General features: G+C 69.0%; 20 protein-coding genes. 8 read left to right on the top strand and 12 right to left on the bottom strand.

Annotation, left to right across the window (positions count from 1 at the left end):
• The gene (locus AB0M73_RS11740; protein ID WP_043717908.1) at nt 1-735 is read left to right on the top strand and encodes a sirohydrochlorin chelatase; all 735 of its coding nucleotides are present in this window, start codon (nt 1-3) and stop codon (nt 733-735) included.
• 159 nt (nt 736-894) lie between these two features.
• A complete protein-coding gene (locus AB0M73_RS11735; RefSeq protein WP_043729620.1) occupies nt 895-1518 on the top strand; it encodes a hypothetical protein in 624 nt (207 codons plus the stop codon).
• A gap of 78 nt (nt 1519-1596) precedes the next feature.
• Here the strand turns inward: AB0M73_RS11735 and AB0M73_RS11730 are convergent, their stop codons facing one another.
• From AB0M73_RS11730 to AB0M73_RS11715, 4 genes are all read right to left on the bottom strand, one after another.
• Nucleotides 1597-4563, bottom strand: coding sequence for a protease pro-enzyme activation domain-containing protein (locus tag AB0M73_RS11730; protein WP_363890048.1), 2967 nt, complete (start codon nt 4561-4563; stop codon nt 1597-1599).
• A gap of 418 nt (nt 4564-4981) precedes the next feature.
• Nucleotides 4982-5386, bottom strand: coding sequence for a hypothetical protein (locus AB0M73_RS11725; RefSeq protein WP_363890045.1), 405 nt, complete (start codon nt 5384-5386; stop codon nt 4982-4984).
• Between the two features lie 267 nt (nt 5387-5653).
• Nucleotides 5654-6061: a hypothetical protein gene (locus AB0M73_RS11720; protein WP_363890042.1), complete on the bottom strand. Its 408-nt coding sequence runs from the start codon at nt 6059-6061 to the stop codon at nt 5654-5656.
• 25 nt (nt 6062-6086) lie between these two features.
• A complete protein-coding gene (locus AB0M73_RS11715) occupies nt 6087-6242 on the bottom strand; it encodes a hypothetical protein (protein WP_363890040.1) in 156 nt (51 codons plus the stop codon).
• Here AB0M73_RS11715 and AB0M73_RS11710 point away from each other — a divergent pair.
• Nucleotides 6241-6525, top strand: a complete 285-nt coding sequence (locus AB0M73_RS11710; protein WP_363890039.1) for a discoidin domain-containing protein — start codon at nt 6241-6243, stop codon at nt 6523-6525. The two genes, AB0M73_RS11715 and AB0M73_RS11710, sit on opposite strands and share 2 nt — an antisense overlap.
• Nucleotides 6526-6583: 58 nt before the next feature.
• On the top strand, nt 6584-7363 hold the full coding sequence (locus tag AB0M73_RS11705) for an enoyl-CoA hydratase family protein (protein WP_363890038.1): 780 nt from the start codon (nt 6584-6586) through the stop codon (nt 7361-7363).
• On the opposite strand, the gene AB0M73_RS11700 is transcribed toward AB0M73_RS11705, so the two are convergent.
• The 3 genes from AB0M73_RS11700 to AB0M73_RS11690 are packed head-to-tail and all read right to left on the bottom strand — an operon-like array spanning nt 7351 to nt 8352.
• The gene (locus tag AB0M73_RS11700) at nt 7351-7629 is read right to left on the bottom strand and encodes a barstar family protein (protein ID WP_363890036.1); all 279 of its coding nucleotides are present in this window, start codon (nt 7627-7629) and stop codon (nt 7351-7353) included. The two genes, AB0M73_RS11705 and AB0M73_RS11700, sit on opposite strands and share 13 nt — an antisense overlap.
• A 5-nt stretch (nt 7630-7634) precedes the next feature.
• Nucleotides 7635-8093: a ribonuclease domain-containing protein gene (locus AB0M73_RS11695; protein ID WP_363890033.1), complete on the bottom strand. Its 459-nt coding sequence runs from the start codon at nt 8091-8093 to the stop codon at nt 7635-7637.
• A 10-nt stretch (nt 8094-8103) separates the two neighbouring features.
• Complete coding sequence (locus AB0M73_RS11690) at nt 8104-8352, bottom strand: hypothetical protein (RefSeq protein WP_363890031.1); 249 nt, start codon at nt 8350-8352, stop codon at nt 8104-8106.
• A gap of 24 nt (nt 8353-8376) precedes the next feature.
• On the opposite strand from AB0M73_RS11690, the gene AB0M73_RS11685 reads away from it, so the two are divergent.
• Nucleotides 8377-9342 carry a zinc-binding dehydrogenase gene (locus AB0M73_RS11685; RefSeq protein WP_363890028.1) on the top strand — a complete coding sequence of 322 codons (966 nt, stop codon included), beginning with the start codon at nt 8377-8379 and terminating at the stop codon, nt 9340-9342.
• Nucleotides 9343-9353: 11 nt separating this feature from the next.
• On the opposite strand, the gene AB0M73_RS11680 is transcribed toward AB0M73_RS11685, so the two are convergent.
• Both AB0M73_RS11680 and AB0M73_RS11675 read right to left on the bottom strand, forming a co-directional pair.
• Nucleotides 9354-10406, bottom strand: a complete 1053-nt coding sequence (locus AB0M73_RS11680; protein WP_363890025.1) for a nitronate monooxygenase — start codon at nt 10404-10406, stop codon at nt 9354-9356.
• A 25-nt stretch (nt 10407-10431) separates the two neighbouring features.
• Nucleotides 10432-11136, bottom strand: a complete 705-nt coding sequence (locus AB0M73_RS11675; RefSeq protein ID WP_363890024.1) for a M50 family metallopeptidase — start codon at nt 11134-11136, stop codon at nt 10432-10434.
• Between the two features lie 43 nt (nt 11137-11179).
• On the opposite strand from AB0M73_RS11675, the gene AB0M73_RS11670 reads away from it, so the two are divergent.
• The 3 genes from AB0M73_RS11670 to AB0M73_RS11660 all read left to right on the top strand — a co-directional run bounded on the left by AB0M73_RS11670 (nt 11180) and on the right by AB0M73_RS11660 (nt 12631).
• The gene (locus AB0M73_RS11670; protein ID WP_363890021.1) at nt 11180-11626 is read left to right on the top strand and encodes a phosphohydrolase; all 447 of its coding nucleotides are present in this window, start codon (nt 11180-11182) and stop codon (nt 11624-11626) included.
• A 35-nt stretch (nt 11627-11661) separates the two neighbouring features.
• Nucleotides 11662-12054, top strand: a complete 393-nt coding sequence (locus AB0M73_RS11665; RefSeq protein WP_363890019.1) for a DUF3224 domain-containing protein — start codon at nt 11662-11664, stop codon at nt 12052-12054.
• Between the two features lie 94 nt (nt 12055-12148).
• Entirely contained in the window at nt 12149-12631 is a 483-nt protein-coding gene (locus AB0M73_RS11660) for a hypothetical protein (protein WP_363890016.1), read from the top strand.
• Here AB0M73_RS11660 and AB0M73_RS11655 read toward each other — a convergent pair.
• From AB0M73_RS11655 to lepA, 3 genes are all read right to left on the bottom strand, one after another.
• Nucleotides 12619-13188: a Uma2 family endonuclease gene (locus tag AB0M73_RS11655; RefSeq protein WP_363890013.1), complete on the bottom strand. Its 570-nt coding sequence runs from the start codon at nt 13186-13188 to the stop codon at nt 12619-12621. The two genes, AB0M73_RS11660 and AB0M73_RS11655, sit on opposite strands and share 13 nt — an antisense overlap.
• A 167-nt stretch (nt 13189-13355) precedes the next feature.
• The gene (locus AB0M73_RS11650; RefSeq protein WP_363890011.1) at nt 13356-13667 is read right to left on the bottom strand and encodes a hypothetical protein; all 312 of its coding nucleotides are present in this window, start codon (nt 13665-13667) and stop codon (nt 13356-13358) included.
• Nucleotides 13668-13917: 250 nt separating this feature from the next.
• A complete protein-coding gene (gene lepA, locus AB0M73_RS11645; protein ID WP_043717938.1) occupies nt 13918-15759 on the bottom strand; it encodes a translation elongation factor 4 in 1842 nt (613 codons plus the stop codon).
• Nucleotides 15760-15781: the final 22 nt, after the last annotated feature.

Here is a 15781-nt window from a genome sequence, read left to right as displayed (position 1 = left end):
ATGACACCGCTGATCGCCGTCGCTCATGGCAGCCGGGATCCCCGTTCGGCCGCGACCGTGCACGAGCTGCTGGACGTCGTGCGGGCGTTGCGGCCCGGCCTGGACGTGCGCGCGGCGTTCCTGGACCTTTCCGCGCCACGATTGACCGACGTGCTGTCGGCGGTGGCCTGGGACGGCCACCGGGAGGCGGTCGTGGTGCCGCTGCTGCTCGGAAGTGCTTACCACGCAAAGGTTGACGTGCCGGCAGCCGCGCGGCACCCGCGACTGTCCATCCGCATCGCGGACGTGCTCGGCCCGGATCCGCGGTTGGAGTCGGCCGCACTGCGCCGTTTGGCCGCCGCCGGCGTGCGCCATGACGACCCGGAAGTCGGCATTGTCCTTGCCGCGGCCGGTTCTTCGCACGCACCGGCCAACGACCTGGTGCGTCGGGTCGCGCGACGCTGGGCCCGTGGCTCCGGCTGGGCCGGCGCGACGGCCGCCTTCGCCGCGGCGGCTGATCCCGGTGTGCCGGCGGCCATCGCGCGGCTGCGGGCCGCCGGCGCCAAGCGCATCGCGCTCGGATCCTGGTTCCTGGCACCGGGTCTACTGCCCGACCGGGTCATCGCGCAGGCCCGGTCGGCCGCGCCGGACGTGACGATCGCTCAGCCCCTCGGCGCCGACATCGACGTGGCCGAGCTGGTGCTGCACCGCTACTCGGCGGCAGCTCTGGGCGCGGTCGGCGTAAGGTCCGCCTGAGCATTGTTCGCCGCCACCAACGTGTAGGCCGCGACTTGCCTTTCGCGACAACGGGTTTCGCTGTGAAGTGTTAAACCTTGTCGGCCTGTTACTCGCGAGTAACGCTGTGATCGTGAACACGTTTCACGTTGACCCCGCAACCACATCGAGGTGGCTCCCGTGACGAAGACAAGCTCGCGTCTGCTGGTTGGCGCGGCCCTGGCGATCGTGCCGCTCCTGGGGCTGGCCGGCGTGGCATCGGCCGACACCCAGGCCGTCAACTACACCTGCCAGGGCAAGGCGGCCGGCCAGACGTCCAACCTGACCCTGCAGCAGAACGTCGACTCCACCGCGCCCGCGACGGTGGCGCCCGGTGGCGCGCTGACCATCACGCTCGCCCCCGGCGTCAACACCGTGCCGACGGCGGCCGGCTCGTTCACCGTCAAGTCGGTGAAGAACATGACGCTGTCCGTGCCGGTGCCCGCCAACGCCACGGTGAACTCGTTCAGCCTTTCCGGCGGCTCCGGCATCGGCAGCGCGACCGTTGCCCAGGTCGGCAACAACATCGTCACCTCGGTGACCGGCCCGATCAACGGCGGCGCGCAGTTCCAGCTGCCCGCGCTGACGCTGAACCTGACCGCCGGCGAGTCCGGCTCCATCACCACCACCCTGGCCGGCACCAGCCTTTCCGACCCGGGTCTGAAGTTCACCACCACCGTGTCGGTGTTCGGCTTCCCGATCGACGCCCCCACGGTGTGCTACCCGAACCCGGCCCCGACGCTGACGACGACCACCATCGGCTGACGGAGTCCGAAAAAAGCGTGTGCCCGGCCGTTCGTGCGGAGGCCGGGCACACGCTTTTTCAGTTCTTTCGGTTGTATATCAGGCGAAGTAGCCGAACAGGTCGACCACCACGTCCACCGAGCCCTGGAAGTTGAACAGGTTGATCGCGCCGCCGTTGGTCGGCACCACGACCGAGTTCGGGATCGTCAGCCCCGGGGTGAAGTTCAGGTTCGACGAAGACGGACGCGCGCCGCTCGACCCGTAGACCGTGATGAAGCTCGGGGCCGTCGGGTTGGTCGCCGTCACGTTCAGCACGAGCGCGCCGGCCGTGCCCAGCGGACCGTTGTTGCCGGCCGCGCCGTTCACGTTCTGGATCGCCACCTGCGTCGACACACCGGAACCGATCGGCACGCCGTTGTTGTTGATCAGGCCGGCGCCCGTGCGGCTGTCGGCCAGGCGGGCCGGGGCCGTCGGGTGGAAGCGCAGGCCGCCACCGGCGTTGGTGTAGTAGCCGAACACGTCCGCGATCACGTCGACGTTGCCGAAGTGGTTCAGGAACGCCACCGTGCCGTCCGCGCCCACCGGGACCGTCACCAGGTTGGCGATGGTCTGGCCCGGCGAGTAGTTCAGGTTGGACGAGTTCGGCGCCGTCGTACCGCCCGGGAACACCGTCAGGAAGCTGCCGTCCGTCGGGTTGGTCGCCGTCACGTTGAGCACGACCGCCGTGACACCCGTGGCCGGAATGCCCGCGGCGCCCTCGATCGGCAGCGTGCGGGTCTGCCCCGTGCCGATCGCGCCGCCGTTGTCCCGGGTGTCCATCAGCCGGGCCGGGCCCGCCGCCTTGTACAGGCTCGCCCCGTCCGTCGAGTAGTAGCCGAACACGTCAGCCACCACGTCCACGTTGCCCGACAGGTTGTAGAAGTCGACGATGCCGCTCGCGGGAACCTGCACCGTCACCAGGTTCGGGACCGTGACCCCGGCGGTGAAGTTCAGGTTCGACGAGATCGGCCGCGGCTGCCCGTCCGGGTACACCGTGAGGAAGCTGCTGGCCGACGGGTTGGTCACCGTCACGTTCAGCACCACCGCGGTCGCGCCGGTGGCCGGCACGCCGCCCACACCCGCCACCTTCAGCTGACGCGTGCCGTTGCCGTGCAGCGTCGTGTTGTCGGTCCGCGTGTCCATCAGCCGCGCCGGCGCCACCGGGCTGTACGCGCTGCCGTCCGGCCCCGCCTTCGCGTTGCAGACCGCCTCGACGACCTGCGGAGCGTGCGGCGTGCCCAGACCCGTGGTCAGGTCATAGCCGGAAGCCGCGTTGTACAGACCCGAGCCGTTGCCCGAGTCCGGCAGGTAGTTGCTGCCGCTCGTGACGTCGAAGAACGTCCCGGCCGGAGCCTGGTACAGCGCCGGGTTGGCAAAGCCCACCGGGCCGGTCGCCGCACAGGCGTGGCTGCTGTCGGCCAGCGCCATGATGCCCGCCCACAGCGGGGCGGAACCACTGGTGCCGCCGATGATCGTCCACTCCCGGTAGCGCTTGCCATCGGGATCGGGATCGGACAGGCCATAGGCGATCAGGTAGCCGGTGTTGCTGTCGGCGATCGCCGCCACGTCCGGCACCTGCCGACACGTGGCGCCGCTCGGCGCGTTGCACAGGTTCTGATAGCCCGGTCCGACCTTGCCGGCCTGGTAGTTGGCCGCACCGCTCAGGTAGCTGACCGTGGAGACGCCACCGCCGGTGCCGCCACCGATGTAGGGGCCCGAGGCCGGCGTGTTCCACACGGACTCGGCGGTGTTCGGGCCGTACTTGCGCGTGCCGCCCACGGACAGCACGTACGGCTGGCCGGCCGGGTCGCTCACGTTCAGCAGGCCCTTGTTGGGCTCCTGAGTGTCGTAGAAGCAGCCGGTCGAGCCCTGGTCACCCGAGGAGGCGACCACGGTCTGTCCCTGCGCGGCGGCCTGCGCGAAGATGTTCTTCTCGACGTTGAACAGCCCCGGCGCGTGCTGCCGGATGTCGTCCTCGCACAGGCCCCAGCTGGTGGAGATCACCTGGGCGGTGTCGTCGTTGACCATCTGCTGGTAGATCTGCGCGCCGATGTTGAGGTCACCGTTGTCCGGGCCCTGGTAGACGTTCACCGTGGCGCCGGGCGCGATGCCGTTGACGTACTCGATGTCCAGTGCCGACTCGATGCCGACGCCGCTGGAGTTCGGCGGCGTGGTCGGGCCGTGGCCCGGGAACGGCAGCTTGTTGACGTTCGAGTGGGAACCCATGCAGCGCTGGAACTCGACGATGTCGTTCCAGTCGAAGTCCTCGAACTCGATCATCGCGACGGTGACGCCGTTGCCGTTGTCGCCGTAGTTGGTCAGCAGCTGGCTGGTGTTGTACGCGTTCGACGAGCCGAGCGAACCCGGCTGCCAGTAGTCGTACGTGTCGAAGTACGGGGGTTGCTGGGACTGCCCGGAGTCCCGGATCTCCGGGCAGACGCTGGGCGTCGCCACGTTCGGCTTCGCGCCGGTCGGCGTGCCCGAGGTCTGCATGGTCTTCGTCGGCGTCGTGTGACTGGCGCTGACCTTGAGCAGGTTGTTCAGGCCCAGCACCGTCGTCACCGATGAAGCGACCGCCGCCGGCAGCTTCGGGGCCGAGGTGTTGGCAAAGGTGGTGCGGCCGTCGGTCAGCTTGTAGCCCGCGAAGTCCACACCCAGCGCCGACTTCGCCTGAGCCACCGTCGCCTTGACCGGGATGCTCAGTCCGTCCGGCGTCGCCGCACCCGGGTTGAGGCCCGCGTCCTTGAGCGCCTTGGTGACCGAGTCGATCGTCTGCTTGGTGGCGCCGAAGACGCCCCCGAACTGCCCCTTGCCGAGATAGTGCTTGTACTGCGGGGACTTCGGGTCCGACACCTGCTGCACGAAGGAGTCCAGCGCCGCCTGGTCACGCGGCGCGAGCGCCACCGACAGGTCGAGCTGGGCGTCCGATGCGGGCGCCGCCGCCGCGACCGCACCGTGTGGAATGGCGGGGGCCTTTCCGACCGCCTGCGGGACTAAGCCCGCCTGGCCGGCCTGCGCCGACGCCATCGGCGCCCCGATAACCGTGAGACTGACTGCCGCGATCGTCGCCGCCCGAAGGCCCCGACGCCACGGTGACCCGGCAGAAGATCTGCCGGCGTCCTTGTCTGACATGCATTCCTCCCTGGAACACGCTGTACGTGAACCCCGACCAAGGAGGAGTTGAGTGAGGGTGTGCACCCCCGTGACTCCCCCTTGACGGCGAGACAGTATCAGTGCAGGACCCGTTGGCGGGGCGGAAAATTCAGATCCTGACGGCTACTTCGGCCGGTGAGCGTCGCCATGTAACGCACGCCCCCTCGCCGGCGATGGGGCGGCCGATCAGCTCCCTGACCAGAGCGCTGGACTGCGTGTCCCCTGCCGTAGCACGCGGTCGACATGCCGGAGGTGGCGGGCGCAAGCCCGCACACCCCCGGACACATGTCGATCAGTCGCCGGCGCCGGCGATCCGCACCACCCGATGCCTCAGCGCAGGATTGTTGATGCTCGTCGGCTCCTGGTCGGACAAATCGTCCTCCGAGAGCCCCAGGCTTCGTGCCAGCACGTAGCCGCCGGCCAGCTCGCGCGATCGCAGCGCGAAGAGCAGACAGTCCTCGCGCGCCACCGCACCTAGCTCGGCGAGGCGCGTATCACCGGCATGGAGTACGTCGATCTCCAGGTCATCCAGGATGCTCGGCAAGCGCATCTCCTCCACCACACGGAACTGCAGATCGATCCGGGTAGCCTGCTTCGAGTCTCGAGGGGAGCGCAACAGCAGGACATTGTGAGTGACCGCAAACGACCACAGCTGAAACTGCCGCTCCAGCGATATCGGAAATACCAGATCATCCATACCAACCACCACTGTCAGTCAAACGGATTAGGTTGAAGCTTGCCTTGAATGTAAAGTCGACATACTTCAAGGCCCCCACCCTATTAAGGAACCATATCTCCAAGTCGGTAGCCGCCTATCTGCCTTACGTTACGAAGAAGCGAACGCCCAACCGCTGCCTGCACCGAGATATCAAATCCATCCATGCCGTCCAGGTGCATTGCCCAGGAAAATCAACCAGAAGCTTGGAGATCTTCATCACCTCAGTCTCCCAGATAATATCAGGATTCATAAGGTCGCGAGCTCCACGGTCCTTGGCGAACTGTTAACAGTACTTTTGAGGCCGAGCGCAATGTGGTCGATAAGTCCACCACAGGGGTCCTCCACCATCGGCGCCATGGCCTTTGCCGTCGGACAGCCCTCGGTGAGTCTGGTGAGGTTGCGGACCTCCTGCGCGAGCGCCGCCTCCGTCGCCTCCGCGTCGACACTGGCCGCTTCGAGGATCGCCTCCAGTCGTTCGGACGCGAATGCGCCGGCACCGGTGGTCCCAAGCACGATCCACGGCAGGAAGGCCTCGCCTTCCGGAATGATGGACAGCGCCATGACGCTGCAAACCAGACTGATCGAGCACAGCATGCCCGCGGTGATGCCGGCCATCACCGCCGAGAACTGCGTCATCTCGTCGACCAGGGGCATACAGCGACAACGACGCGACCGGCGCTCACTTGACCACGTCGAGCTCGCTGGAACTGCCCAACGACGGGTGGAACACGGCGTTCACTGTCGATGGCGTGCGCTCGGCCAACGGCACCGGCGAGAACGGCTGGACCAGCGCCGCCGGGGCAGCCGGTCGCACCGAATGAATCCAGCTGTCCATGATCACCGTGCTCCCGAGCACACAGGTAACGCTGTACCCGCGCGGCGACATTCGGGACGGCAGCGTCGGCTTCCCGAGCAACTTCGTTGTCGAGGGTTCGTCGGACGGCCAGCAGTGGACCCAGCTGGCCAGCGGAGCGGGCACGGCGGTCGCGGGCAGTGGGGCGCGGACGCTGACTTACCCCAGCACCACCGTGAAGTACATCAAGGTCAGCGGCAGCGGGTTCAAGCCCGACAGCCACGGCGACTACTACATGCAGTTCGGCGAGGTCGAAGTGAACTAGTTCCACGGGTGGCGGCCGGGCGAGCAGTCCGGCCGCCACCCCGTTTAGAGTGCGGGACATGGCTGACGAGCTGGTGCACTACGAGGTGCGGCGGGGGATCGCGACGATCACGCTGGACTCCCCGCACAACCGGAACGCGCTGTCCGCGCAGTTGCGACGGGAGCTGCGGGACCACCTGGCGGCCGCGATGGCGGACGATGAGGTGCGGGTGGTGGTGTTGGGGCACACGGGAACGGTGTTCTGCGCCGGCATGGACCTGAAGGAAGCGGGCGGGGCGAGCACCGAGCAGCAGGGTGTGAACGAGTTCCCGGCGATCCTGGAGCAGCTGTGGACCAGCCCGAAGCCGGTGGTGGCCAAGCTGGCGGGCCCGGCCCGGGCCGGCGGCGTGGGCATGGTGGCGGCCTGTGACATCGCGGTGGCGGTGGACACGGCGACGTTCGCCTTCTCCGAGGTGCGCATCGGGGTGGTGCCGGCGGTGATCTCCGTGACGGTGCTGCCGAGGCTGCTGCCCCGCGCGGCGCACGAGCTGTTCCTCACGGGCGAGACCTTCGGCGCGGAGCGCGCGGTCCGTATCGGCCTGATCAACGCCTCGGTGCCGGCGGACGGCCTGGACGCCGAGGTCGACCGCTACACGGAGATGCTGACCCTGGGCGCGCCGAACGCGTTGGCGGCGACCAAGGAGATGCTGCGCGAGCCCCGCACCGGCGACATGGACCAGGACTTCACGGACATGCTGGAGCTGTCGGCCAAGCACTTCGCCGGCGAAGAGGGCCAAGAGGGCATCGCGGCGTTCGTGCAGAAGCGCAAGCCGAGCTGGGTGCCCACTCAGGACAGCTGATACCTGAACTCCGGGTTCTCCTCGACGGCCTGGCCGAGGACGGCGACGATCCGCTCGTACGCGGTCGGGTCGTCGCCGCGCAGCACCTCGTGGTGCCGCCACACGAGGACGTGCTCGCCGGCGGGCAGCCAGGACAGGTCGAGCAGGCAGTCACGCAGCGCGTCGAGGTTGCGGCCGAAGTAGTCCGGGAACGACAACGTCGCCGCGATGCCGTCCAGCGCGGATCCCCGGTCGTGCAGGGCGGTTCCGTCCAGTACGTGCCGCATGCCGGTCATCGTGTCGGATCCACCACCGCGAACGAGTCGTAGTGGTCGTCGGTGTAGTACAGCTCACGTTGGGAGCCGGTGATCAGCCGCCGGCTGGCCCGGTTCTTCGCGCCGGGCGTGTCGACGGTGTACTCGTGGTAGTAGCCGTCCTTGTTGCGCGGCAACACGTTCCCGTTGTTGTGGAACACCACACCGTCGTTCTTGGGGTACGGGAACGGCCCGCCCTTCTGGATCAGCTTCCAGGTGTCGTCGACCTCCTTGGGCAGCGACGACAGCGCCTTGACCGGCAGCCCGGACGACGACCCCGGCACCGCACCGGACGAGCCGGATGGCTTCGACACGGAGGAGGTTGTCGTCGACGGAGCGCCGGTCGACCCGGTGGTCACGTCCCTGATCAGCCAGCCGGCCAGCACGAGCACGATCAGGCCGACCAGGGCGATGGTGATGCGTCGGCGCGATGTCACGCCGGTGAGCCTACGAAGGCCGGCGGGAACCCGCTTCGGCGGCCCGTTCCTTCTCCTCGCTGCCCCACAGCGTCGGCTCCGACCGGTAACGCGGCGCCAACCACGCGGCCAGCCGGTCGACCACGCGCTCGATCAGCCACGCCACGGCCCGCAGAATCGGCAGCAGCACGACCATGACCAGGGCGAACTGAAGCGGGAACCACAGCTGTGCCACCCACAGCTCGATCCCGTCCCAGGTGTTGGCAAGCCAGTCGAGCACCACCTCAGGGTATAGGTTCGGCGTATGTTCGCCGTTTACGCATCCGAGCCGAACCCCGCCGATCCGCTCGCCTCGCTGGTCATCGGCGAGCGTGACACCCCGAACCCGCCTCCCGGCTGGGTCAGCGTCTCGGTGCGCGCGGCCAGCCTGAACATGCACGATCTGTGGACGCTGCGGGGCGTGGGCATCAAGCCCGAGCAGTTCCCGATGATCCTGGGCTGCGACGGCGCGGGCGTGCTGGAGGACGGCACCGAGGTCGTGCTGCACTCGGTGATCGGCGACCCGGACTGGGGCGGCGACGAGACCCTGGACCCCAAGCGCACCCTGCTCACCGAGAAGCACCAGGGCACGTTCGCGGAGACGGTCGTCGTGCCGCGCCGCAACGCCCTGCCGAAGCCGCCCGGGCTGTCGTTCGCCGAGGCCGCGTGCATGGGCACGGCGTGGCTGACGGCGTATCGGATGCTGTTCGTGAAGTCGGGCCTGCGGCCGGGGCAGTCGATCCTGGTGCAGGGCGCTTCCGGCGGCGTGGCGACGGCCCTGATCCAGCTCGGCGTGGCCGCCGGGTTCCGGGTGTGGGCGACGGGGCGCAGCGAGGAGAAGCGGGCCCTGGCCAAGCAGCTGGGTGCGCACGAGGCGTTCGAGTCCGGCGCGCGGCTGCCCGAACGGGTGGACGGCGTGTTCGAGACCGTCGGCAAGGCGACCTGGTCGCACAGCATGAAGTCGCTCAAGCCGGGCGGCGTCGTGGTCATCTCCGGCGCCACCACCGGCGACGCCTCGGCCGCCGAGCTCCAGCGGCTGTTCTTCCTCCAGCTGCGCGTGGTCGGCTCGACCATGGGCACCCGCGAGGAGCTCGGCGACCTGCTCAAGTTCTGCGACCTGGCGGGCGTGCGGCCGCAGATCGGCGCCGAGCTGCCGTTCGAGCAGGCCGGCGACGGGCTCAAGGCCATGCTGGACGGCGACGTCGCCGGCAAGATCGTGCTCAGCCGCTGAAGTCCGGCGGGTCAGCCGAAGCGGCGGCTGACCCGCTCGATCGCCTCGCGGGCCTCACGGTCCAGCCGGGCCACCAGTTCGCCCGCTGGCAGCGCCTCGGCCAGTGGATAGGTCTGGCCGGCCCACAGGTGCACCAGCTCCTCGTCGCCGGCCTTGGCCGCGGCGGCGCGCATGGGCCGGGTCAGGTGGTGGACCTGGGGATAGCCGACCGGGGCGTCGGCGGTGTTCTCGGTGAGGAACCGGTTGACCAGGCCGCGGGCCGGTCGGCCGGTGAAGGCCCGGGTGATGGCCGTGCGCCGGCCGCCTTCGGCGAGGGCCGCCCGATGTGTCGCGGACGTGCCGGCCTCCGGGCAGAGTAGGAAAGCCGTGCCGAGCTGCGCCGCCACGGCGCCAGCCGTCAGCACCGCCGCCACGTCAGCGCCGTGCACGAGGCCGCCGGTGGCAATCAGGGGCAGGTCCGTGACGGCCTGGATCCGGCGAATCAGAGCCAGCAGGCCGAATTCCTCGCCGCCGCCGGGCGAGACGCCGTCGTCAGTCAATGTGCCGCGGTGGGCGCCGGCCTCGAAGCCCTGCGCCGCCAGCGCGTCGACGCCCAGCTGCGCCGCCTGGCGGGCCTCGGCCGGCGTCGTCACCGTGGCGACGATCTGCGTACCGGCCGCGTGCAAGCGCTCCACGTCGGAGGCCGACGGCAGCCCGAACGTGAACGACACCACTGGAACCCGTTGCGCCAGAACGATTTCCAGCTTCGCCGGGTACTCGTCGTCCTCCCAGCGCGGCTCGCCTGCCTCGACGCCCAGCCGCTCCGACTCGGCCGCCACCCGCTGCGTGTAGTCGCCCAGGTCGGGCTTGGTGTCCGTGCCCGGCACGAACAGGTTGACGCCGAACCGGCCACCGGTGAGCGCGCTCGTCCGGACGATCTGCTCGGCCATCGCCCCTGCTGTCAGGTAGCCGCCCGGTGTGAAGCCGAAGCCTCCAGCGTCGACGACCGCGGCGACCAGTTCGGGGGTGGACCCGCCGCCCGCCATCGGGGCGACGATCACGGGGACGCGCAACTGCTCGATCACCCTGCCGAGATTAGTGCGGTGGAGATCAGCGCGGCAGCAGCTGACTGGCTCCGATGACCAGCGAGCCGATGCTCACCAGTGCGAACAGTGTCACCCACAGGCCGCCGGGGACGCCGGTGATCTTGGCCAGCTGGTCCGCGTCCGAGTCCGGGGCGCGGCCCCGCCAGCGCTTGCGCTGCAGCTCGTAGACCGGGCGGACGCCGCCCAGCAGCATGAACCAGGCAATGACGTAGCCGAACACGGCTTGGATGTCGGTCGAGGCGTACCAGGACACCGCGAACACGATGCCGCCCGTGACCAGCACCGACAGCACGCCGAAGGCGTTGCGGATCATCACCAGCATCAACGCCAGCAGCACGATCGCGATCCACAGCAGCAGCGTGATCTTGCCCGCGCCCAGCAGCGCCGCCACGCCCAGGCCCAGCAGCGACGGCGTGACATAGCCGGCCGCGGCCGTCAGCACCATGCCCGGGCCGCGCGGCTTGCCTCTGGTCAGCGTCAGGCCCGAGGTGTCCGAGTGCAGCTGGATCCCCGTCAATCGGCGGCCCGTGAGCACCGCCACCAGGGCGTGGCCGCCTTCGTGCGCGATCGTGACGAGGTTGCGGGTGACCCGCCACACCTGCCACGGCAGCACGCCGACCAAGGCCACCGCGGCGGCGATCAGCACCAGTTCCAGCTGTGGGCTCGGTTGGCCGCCGAGCACCCGGTTCCAGACATCGGTGAGGTCCATCGAAGTGGTGGACGCCCAGGACCCGATCCCGTTGACTCCCGACATGACCTTCTCAGATTTCTCGGTCGCGGACGCGGTGCGGATCGCCACCGACGCGCACGAGGGGCAGATCGACAAGAGCGGCAAACCTTACATCGGGCATCCGGTGCGGGTCATGAACCGGGTCGAGGGCTCGCACGAGCAGATGGCCGCCGTGCTGCACGACGTCATCGAGGACACCCCGGTCACCGCCGAGGACCTGCGGGCCGCCGGCTGCCCCGAGCGGGTCGTCACCGCCGTCGTCGCCCTGAGTCACGAACCGGGCGAGCCGCAGGCCGAGTACCTGGCCCGGGTGGCCGCCGACCCCATCGCCGTGACCGTCAAGCACGCCGACATCGCCGACAACACGTCCGCCGTGCGGTTCGCCGCGCTGGACGAGGCCACCCAGGCCCGGCTGCGGGTCAAGTACGACACTGCGCTGCGACTGCTGGCCTCCTACGCTCGTACCTGACATGAGATGGCAGGAATGGCTCGCAGACTGGGCCCATGAGCACAGCTGAGGGCACCTTCGACATCGACCGCTGGGACGACGAGACCTATCTCGACGCCGACGGCATCAAGCTCGGGCACGTCTCCGTGGCCAAGACCTTTCGCGGCGGCCTGTCCGGCGTCAGCACCGCTCGGCTGCTCACCGCCGGCGGTCCCGTGCCCACCTCCGCCGCTTACGTCGCCATCGAGCGCTTCGTCGGCACCGTGGACGGCGTCGAGGGCTCCTTCGTCCTCCAGCACTCCGCCGTCATGGCCGGCGGTTCCGGCGACATGAGCGTGCGCGTCGTACCCGACTCCGGCACCGGCAAGCTGGCCGGCATCTCCGGCACGCTCCGTATCGACAAGGCCGCCGACGGCACGCACAGCTACCGTCTGGAGTACGAGGTCTGAACCATTGGCGTGAGCCACCCAATGGCCGTCTTCCCCATTTGCGCTGGTCCACGGCACGATCGAGAGGCCGCCCCTCGATCGAGGAGAAGACGTGATGACCAGGATCGCCATCACCGGACACCGAGGGCTCCAGGAGGCCACCCGCTCACTGGTCGACGCCGCCCTGCGGGCCGAGCTCCGCCGCCAGGCCGACGTCGCCCCCCTCGTCGGCGTCAGCTGCCTGGCCGACGGCGCCGACGCCCTGTTCGCCCAGGCCGTGCTGGACGAGGGCGGCTCCCTCGTCGCCGTCCTACCGGCCCAGCGCTACCGCGAGCGCCTTCCCACCGACTACCACCCCACCTACGACGCCTTACTCCAGCAGGCCGCCGAGGTCGTCACCATGGACTACGACCGCCCCGGCCGGGAGGCCTACATGGCCGCCAGCGTCCACATGGTCGACGTCGCCGACCGCCTCGTCGCCGTCTGGGACGGCCGCCCCGCCGCCGGCCGCGGCGGCACCGCCGACGTCGTCACCCACGCCCGCGACCACGGCGTCCCCGTCACCGTCATCTGGCCCGACGGCTGTCAGCGGGACTGATTCAGCCGCCCCAGCAGCTCCGCCGGCGCCATCCGCACCGGGAACGGTCGCTCGGCGTCATGGGCATCCTCGCCCTTGACGTCGGCGACCAGCTCATACTCGCCGCTCTCGGTCAGCTCGAACACGGTCAGCCGCGGGTCCAACGGGTCGATGACCCAGTAGCTCGCCACGCCCATGCGCTGGTAGGCGGCCTTCTTGGTGTTGAGGTCATACAGCGTGGTGCTCGGCGAGAGGATCTCCACCGCCAGCAGCGGGGCCACCGGCAGGTTCTTCTCCGTCAGGTCCTCGTCCCTGGCGACCAGCACGTCGGGCTGAACCTCGGTGTCCTTCGCCGTCCGCACTGCGAATGGGGCGGGCAGCACGTGCAGATCATCGGGGCAGGCCGACTCGAGGCGCACAATCAGCTGCGCGACCATCTTCTGGTGCCTGAACCCGGGCGCCGGGCTCACGAAGAGCATCCCGTCGATGAGCTCGTAGCGACGCCCGTCATCGGGCATCAGCTCCAGGTCCGCCACGGTGAGCGGCCCCGAGGGCGTGTACGCGTCCATGACCGTCATGGTCCCTCCTTTTCCTCACGGGGACCACCTCAGCAGACGCCCCTGACAATCCGGACCGTTGGTCCGCCACCCGAGGCTGCTTCCACCCGTTCGGGTGGCCACAGCCGTCACCGGCCGTCGTCAAGATCCACCGGTTCGGTGCTCAAGGCCGCCCCGGCCGAGACGCGCTACTTCTTGCCCTGGCCGGGCTCCGACTCGAACGCCGCGGACTCAGCCGCCAACCTTTCCGCCGCTTCCCAGGCGGCGGCGTGCAGGGCCTCGTTGCTCTCTCGACGGTCGGCGAACGCCGGGCTGTAGTGGACGACCTGTTTCAGGTCGCCGAGGCTGCGCCTGGTCAGCTCACGCAGCACCTTGATGCAGTCGATCTCGTAACACCCGGCGGCCCGCAGGATGGTCAGGACTTCGTCCACCGTCGCGCCGGCGAGCAACGCACGGCGGCCGTCCTCGACGCACTTGTCGTACCGCGACTGCTCGATCATCGATCCCCCCGGATGTGATGTCTCGCGCGGAAAGCTGCTTACCGCCCCTACCGATTCAGTCCTTTGTGGATAGTCGGGACCCGGTAGGACCGATAACGCTCCGCTGGCCGAGGCCGGCGGAGCGACTGAATTACTGCTTGCCCTTGCCGCCGGAGTCCTCGGTGGAGAGAGCAGCCACGAAAGCTTCCTGGGGGACCTCGACGCGGCCAGATCCAGCACCGTATGCGCCTCTTGCCCCCAACCGGCCCCGCTACTTCTTGCCCTTGCCGCCCGAGTCATCCGTCGAGAGAGCAGCCACGAAAGCTTCCTGGGGGACCTCGACGCGGCCGACCATCTTCATGCGCTTCTTGCCCTCCTTCTGCTTTTCGAGGAGCTTGCGCTTACGGGTGATGTCGCCGCCGTAGCACTTGGCGAGGACGTCCTTGCGGATGGCGCGGATGGTCTCGCGGGCGATGACGCGGGAGCCGATGGCGGCCTGGATGGGGACCTCGAACTGCTGGCGGGGGATGAGCTCCCGCAGCTTGGTGGCCATCTTGGTGCCGTAGCCGTAGGCGGCGTCGCGGTGGACGATGGCGGAGAAGGCGTCGACGGCCTCGCCCTGGAGCAGGATGTCGACCTTGACGAGGTCGGCGGACTGCTCGCCGGACTCCTCGTAGTCCAGTGAGGCGTAGCCCCGGGTGCGGGACTTGAGGGAGTCGAAGAAGTCGAAGATGATCTCGGCCAGCGGCATGGTGTAGCGCAGCTCGACGCGGTCCTCGGACAGGTAGTCCATGCCGCCGAGCTGACCGCGCTTGGACTGGCAGAGCTCCATGATCACGCCGATGAAGTCGCTGGGCGCGATGATGGTGCACTTGGTGATGGGCTCGAAGACCTCGGCGATCTTGCCGTTGACCCAGTCGGACGGGTTGGTCACCACGGTCTCGGCGCCGTCGTCGGAGATGACGCGGTAGACCACGTTGGGCGCGGTGGAGATGAGGTCGAGGCCGAACTCCCGCTCCAGACGGTCGCGGGTGATCTCCAGGTGCAGCAGGCCGAGGAAGCCACAGCGGAAGCCGAAGCCCAGTGCGGCGGAGGTCTCGGGCTCGAAGGTGAGGGCGGCGTCGTTGAGCTGGAGCTTCTCCAACGCCTCGCGCAGCTCGGGGTAGTCGGAGCCGTCCATGGGGTACAGGCCGGAGTAGACCATGGGCCTGGGCTCGCGGTAGCCGGCCAACGGCTCGGTCGCCCCGTGCCGCTCGGAGGTGACGGTGTCGCCGACCTTGGACTGGCGGACGTCCTTCACACCGGTGATCAGGTAGCCGACCTCGCCGACGCCGAGACCGGCGGACGGCTTGGGCTCGGGCGAGATGATGCCGACCTCGAGCAGCTCGTGGGTGGCGCCGGTGGACATCATCTTGATCCGCTGGCGGGGCGTGATCTTGCCGTCGACGACCCGGATGTAGGTGACGACGCCTCGGTAGGTGTCGTACACGGAGTCGAAGATCATGGCCCGCGGCGGGGCGTCGGCCGCGCCGACCGGGGCCGGCACCTTGCGGACGACCTCGTCGAGCAGCTCCCCGACGCCGAAGCCGGTCTTGGCCGACACCCGCAGCACGTCCTCGGGGTCGCACCCGATGATATGGGCGAGCTCCTTGGCGTACTTGTCGGGGTCGGCGGCCGGCAGGTCGATCTTGTTGAGCACCGGGATGACGGTGAGGTCGTTCTCCAGCGCCAGGTACAGGTTGGCCAGCGTCTGCGCCTCGATGCCCTGCGCGGCGTCGACCAGCAGGATCGCGCCCTCGCACGCCTCGAGGGCCCGCGACACCTCGTAGGTGAAGTCGACGTGGCCGGGCGTGTCGATCATGTGCAGCACGTGGTCCTGGCCGTCCAGCTGCCACGGCAGCCGCACGTTCTGGGCCTTGATGGTGATGCCGCGCTCGCGCTCGATGTCCATCCGGTCCAGGTACTGGGCCCGCATTGCGCGTGCGTCGACCACGCCCGTCAGCTGCAGCATCCGGTCGGCCAGGGTGGACTTGCCATGGTCGATGTGGGCGATGATGCAGAAGTTCCGGATCAGCTCCGGCGACGTGAACGTGCTGTCGGCGAACGTGCTCACTGGGGCGGTTCCTCGGGAAAGC

The organism is Kutzneria sp. NPDC051319, from assembly GCF_040682195.1.
In the GTDB taxonomy this organism is placed as follows: Bacteria; Actinomycetota; Actinomycetes; order Mycobacteriales; family Pseudonocardiaceae; genus Kutzneria.
The sequence above is the reverse complement of the archived record's forward strand: the minus strand, read 5'-3'. Positions and strand labels throughout refer to the sequence as shown.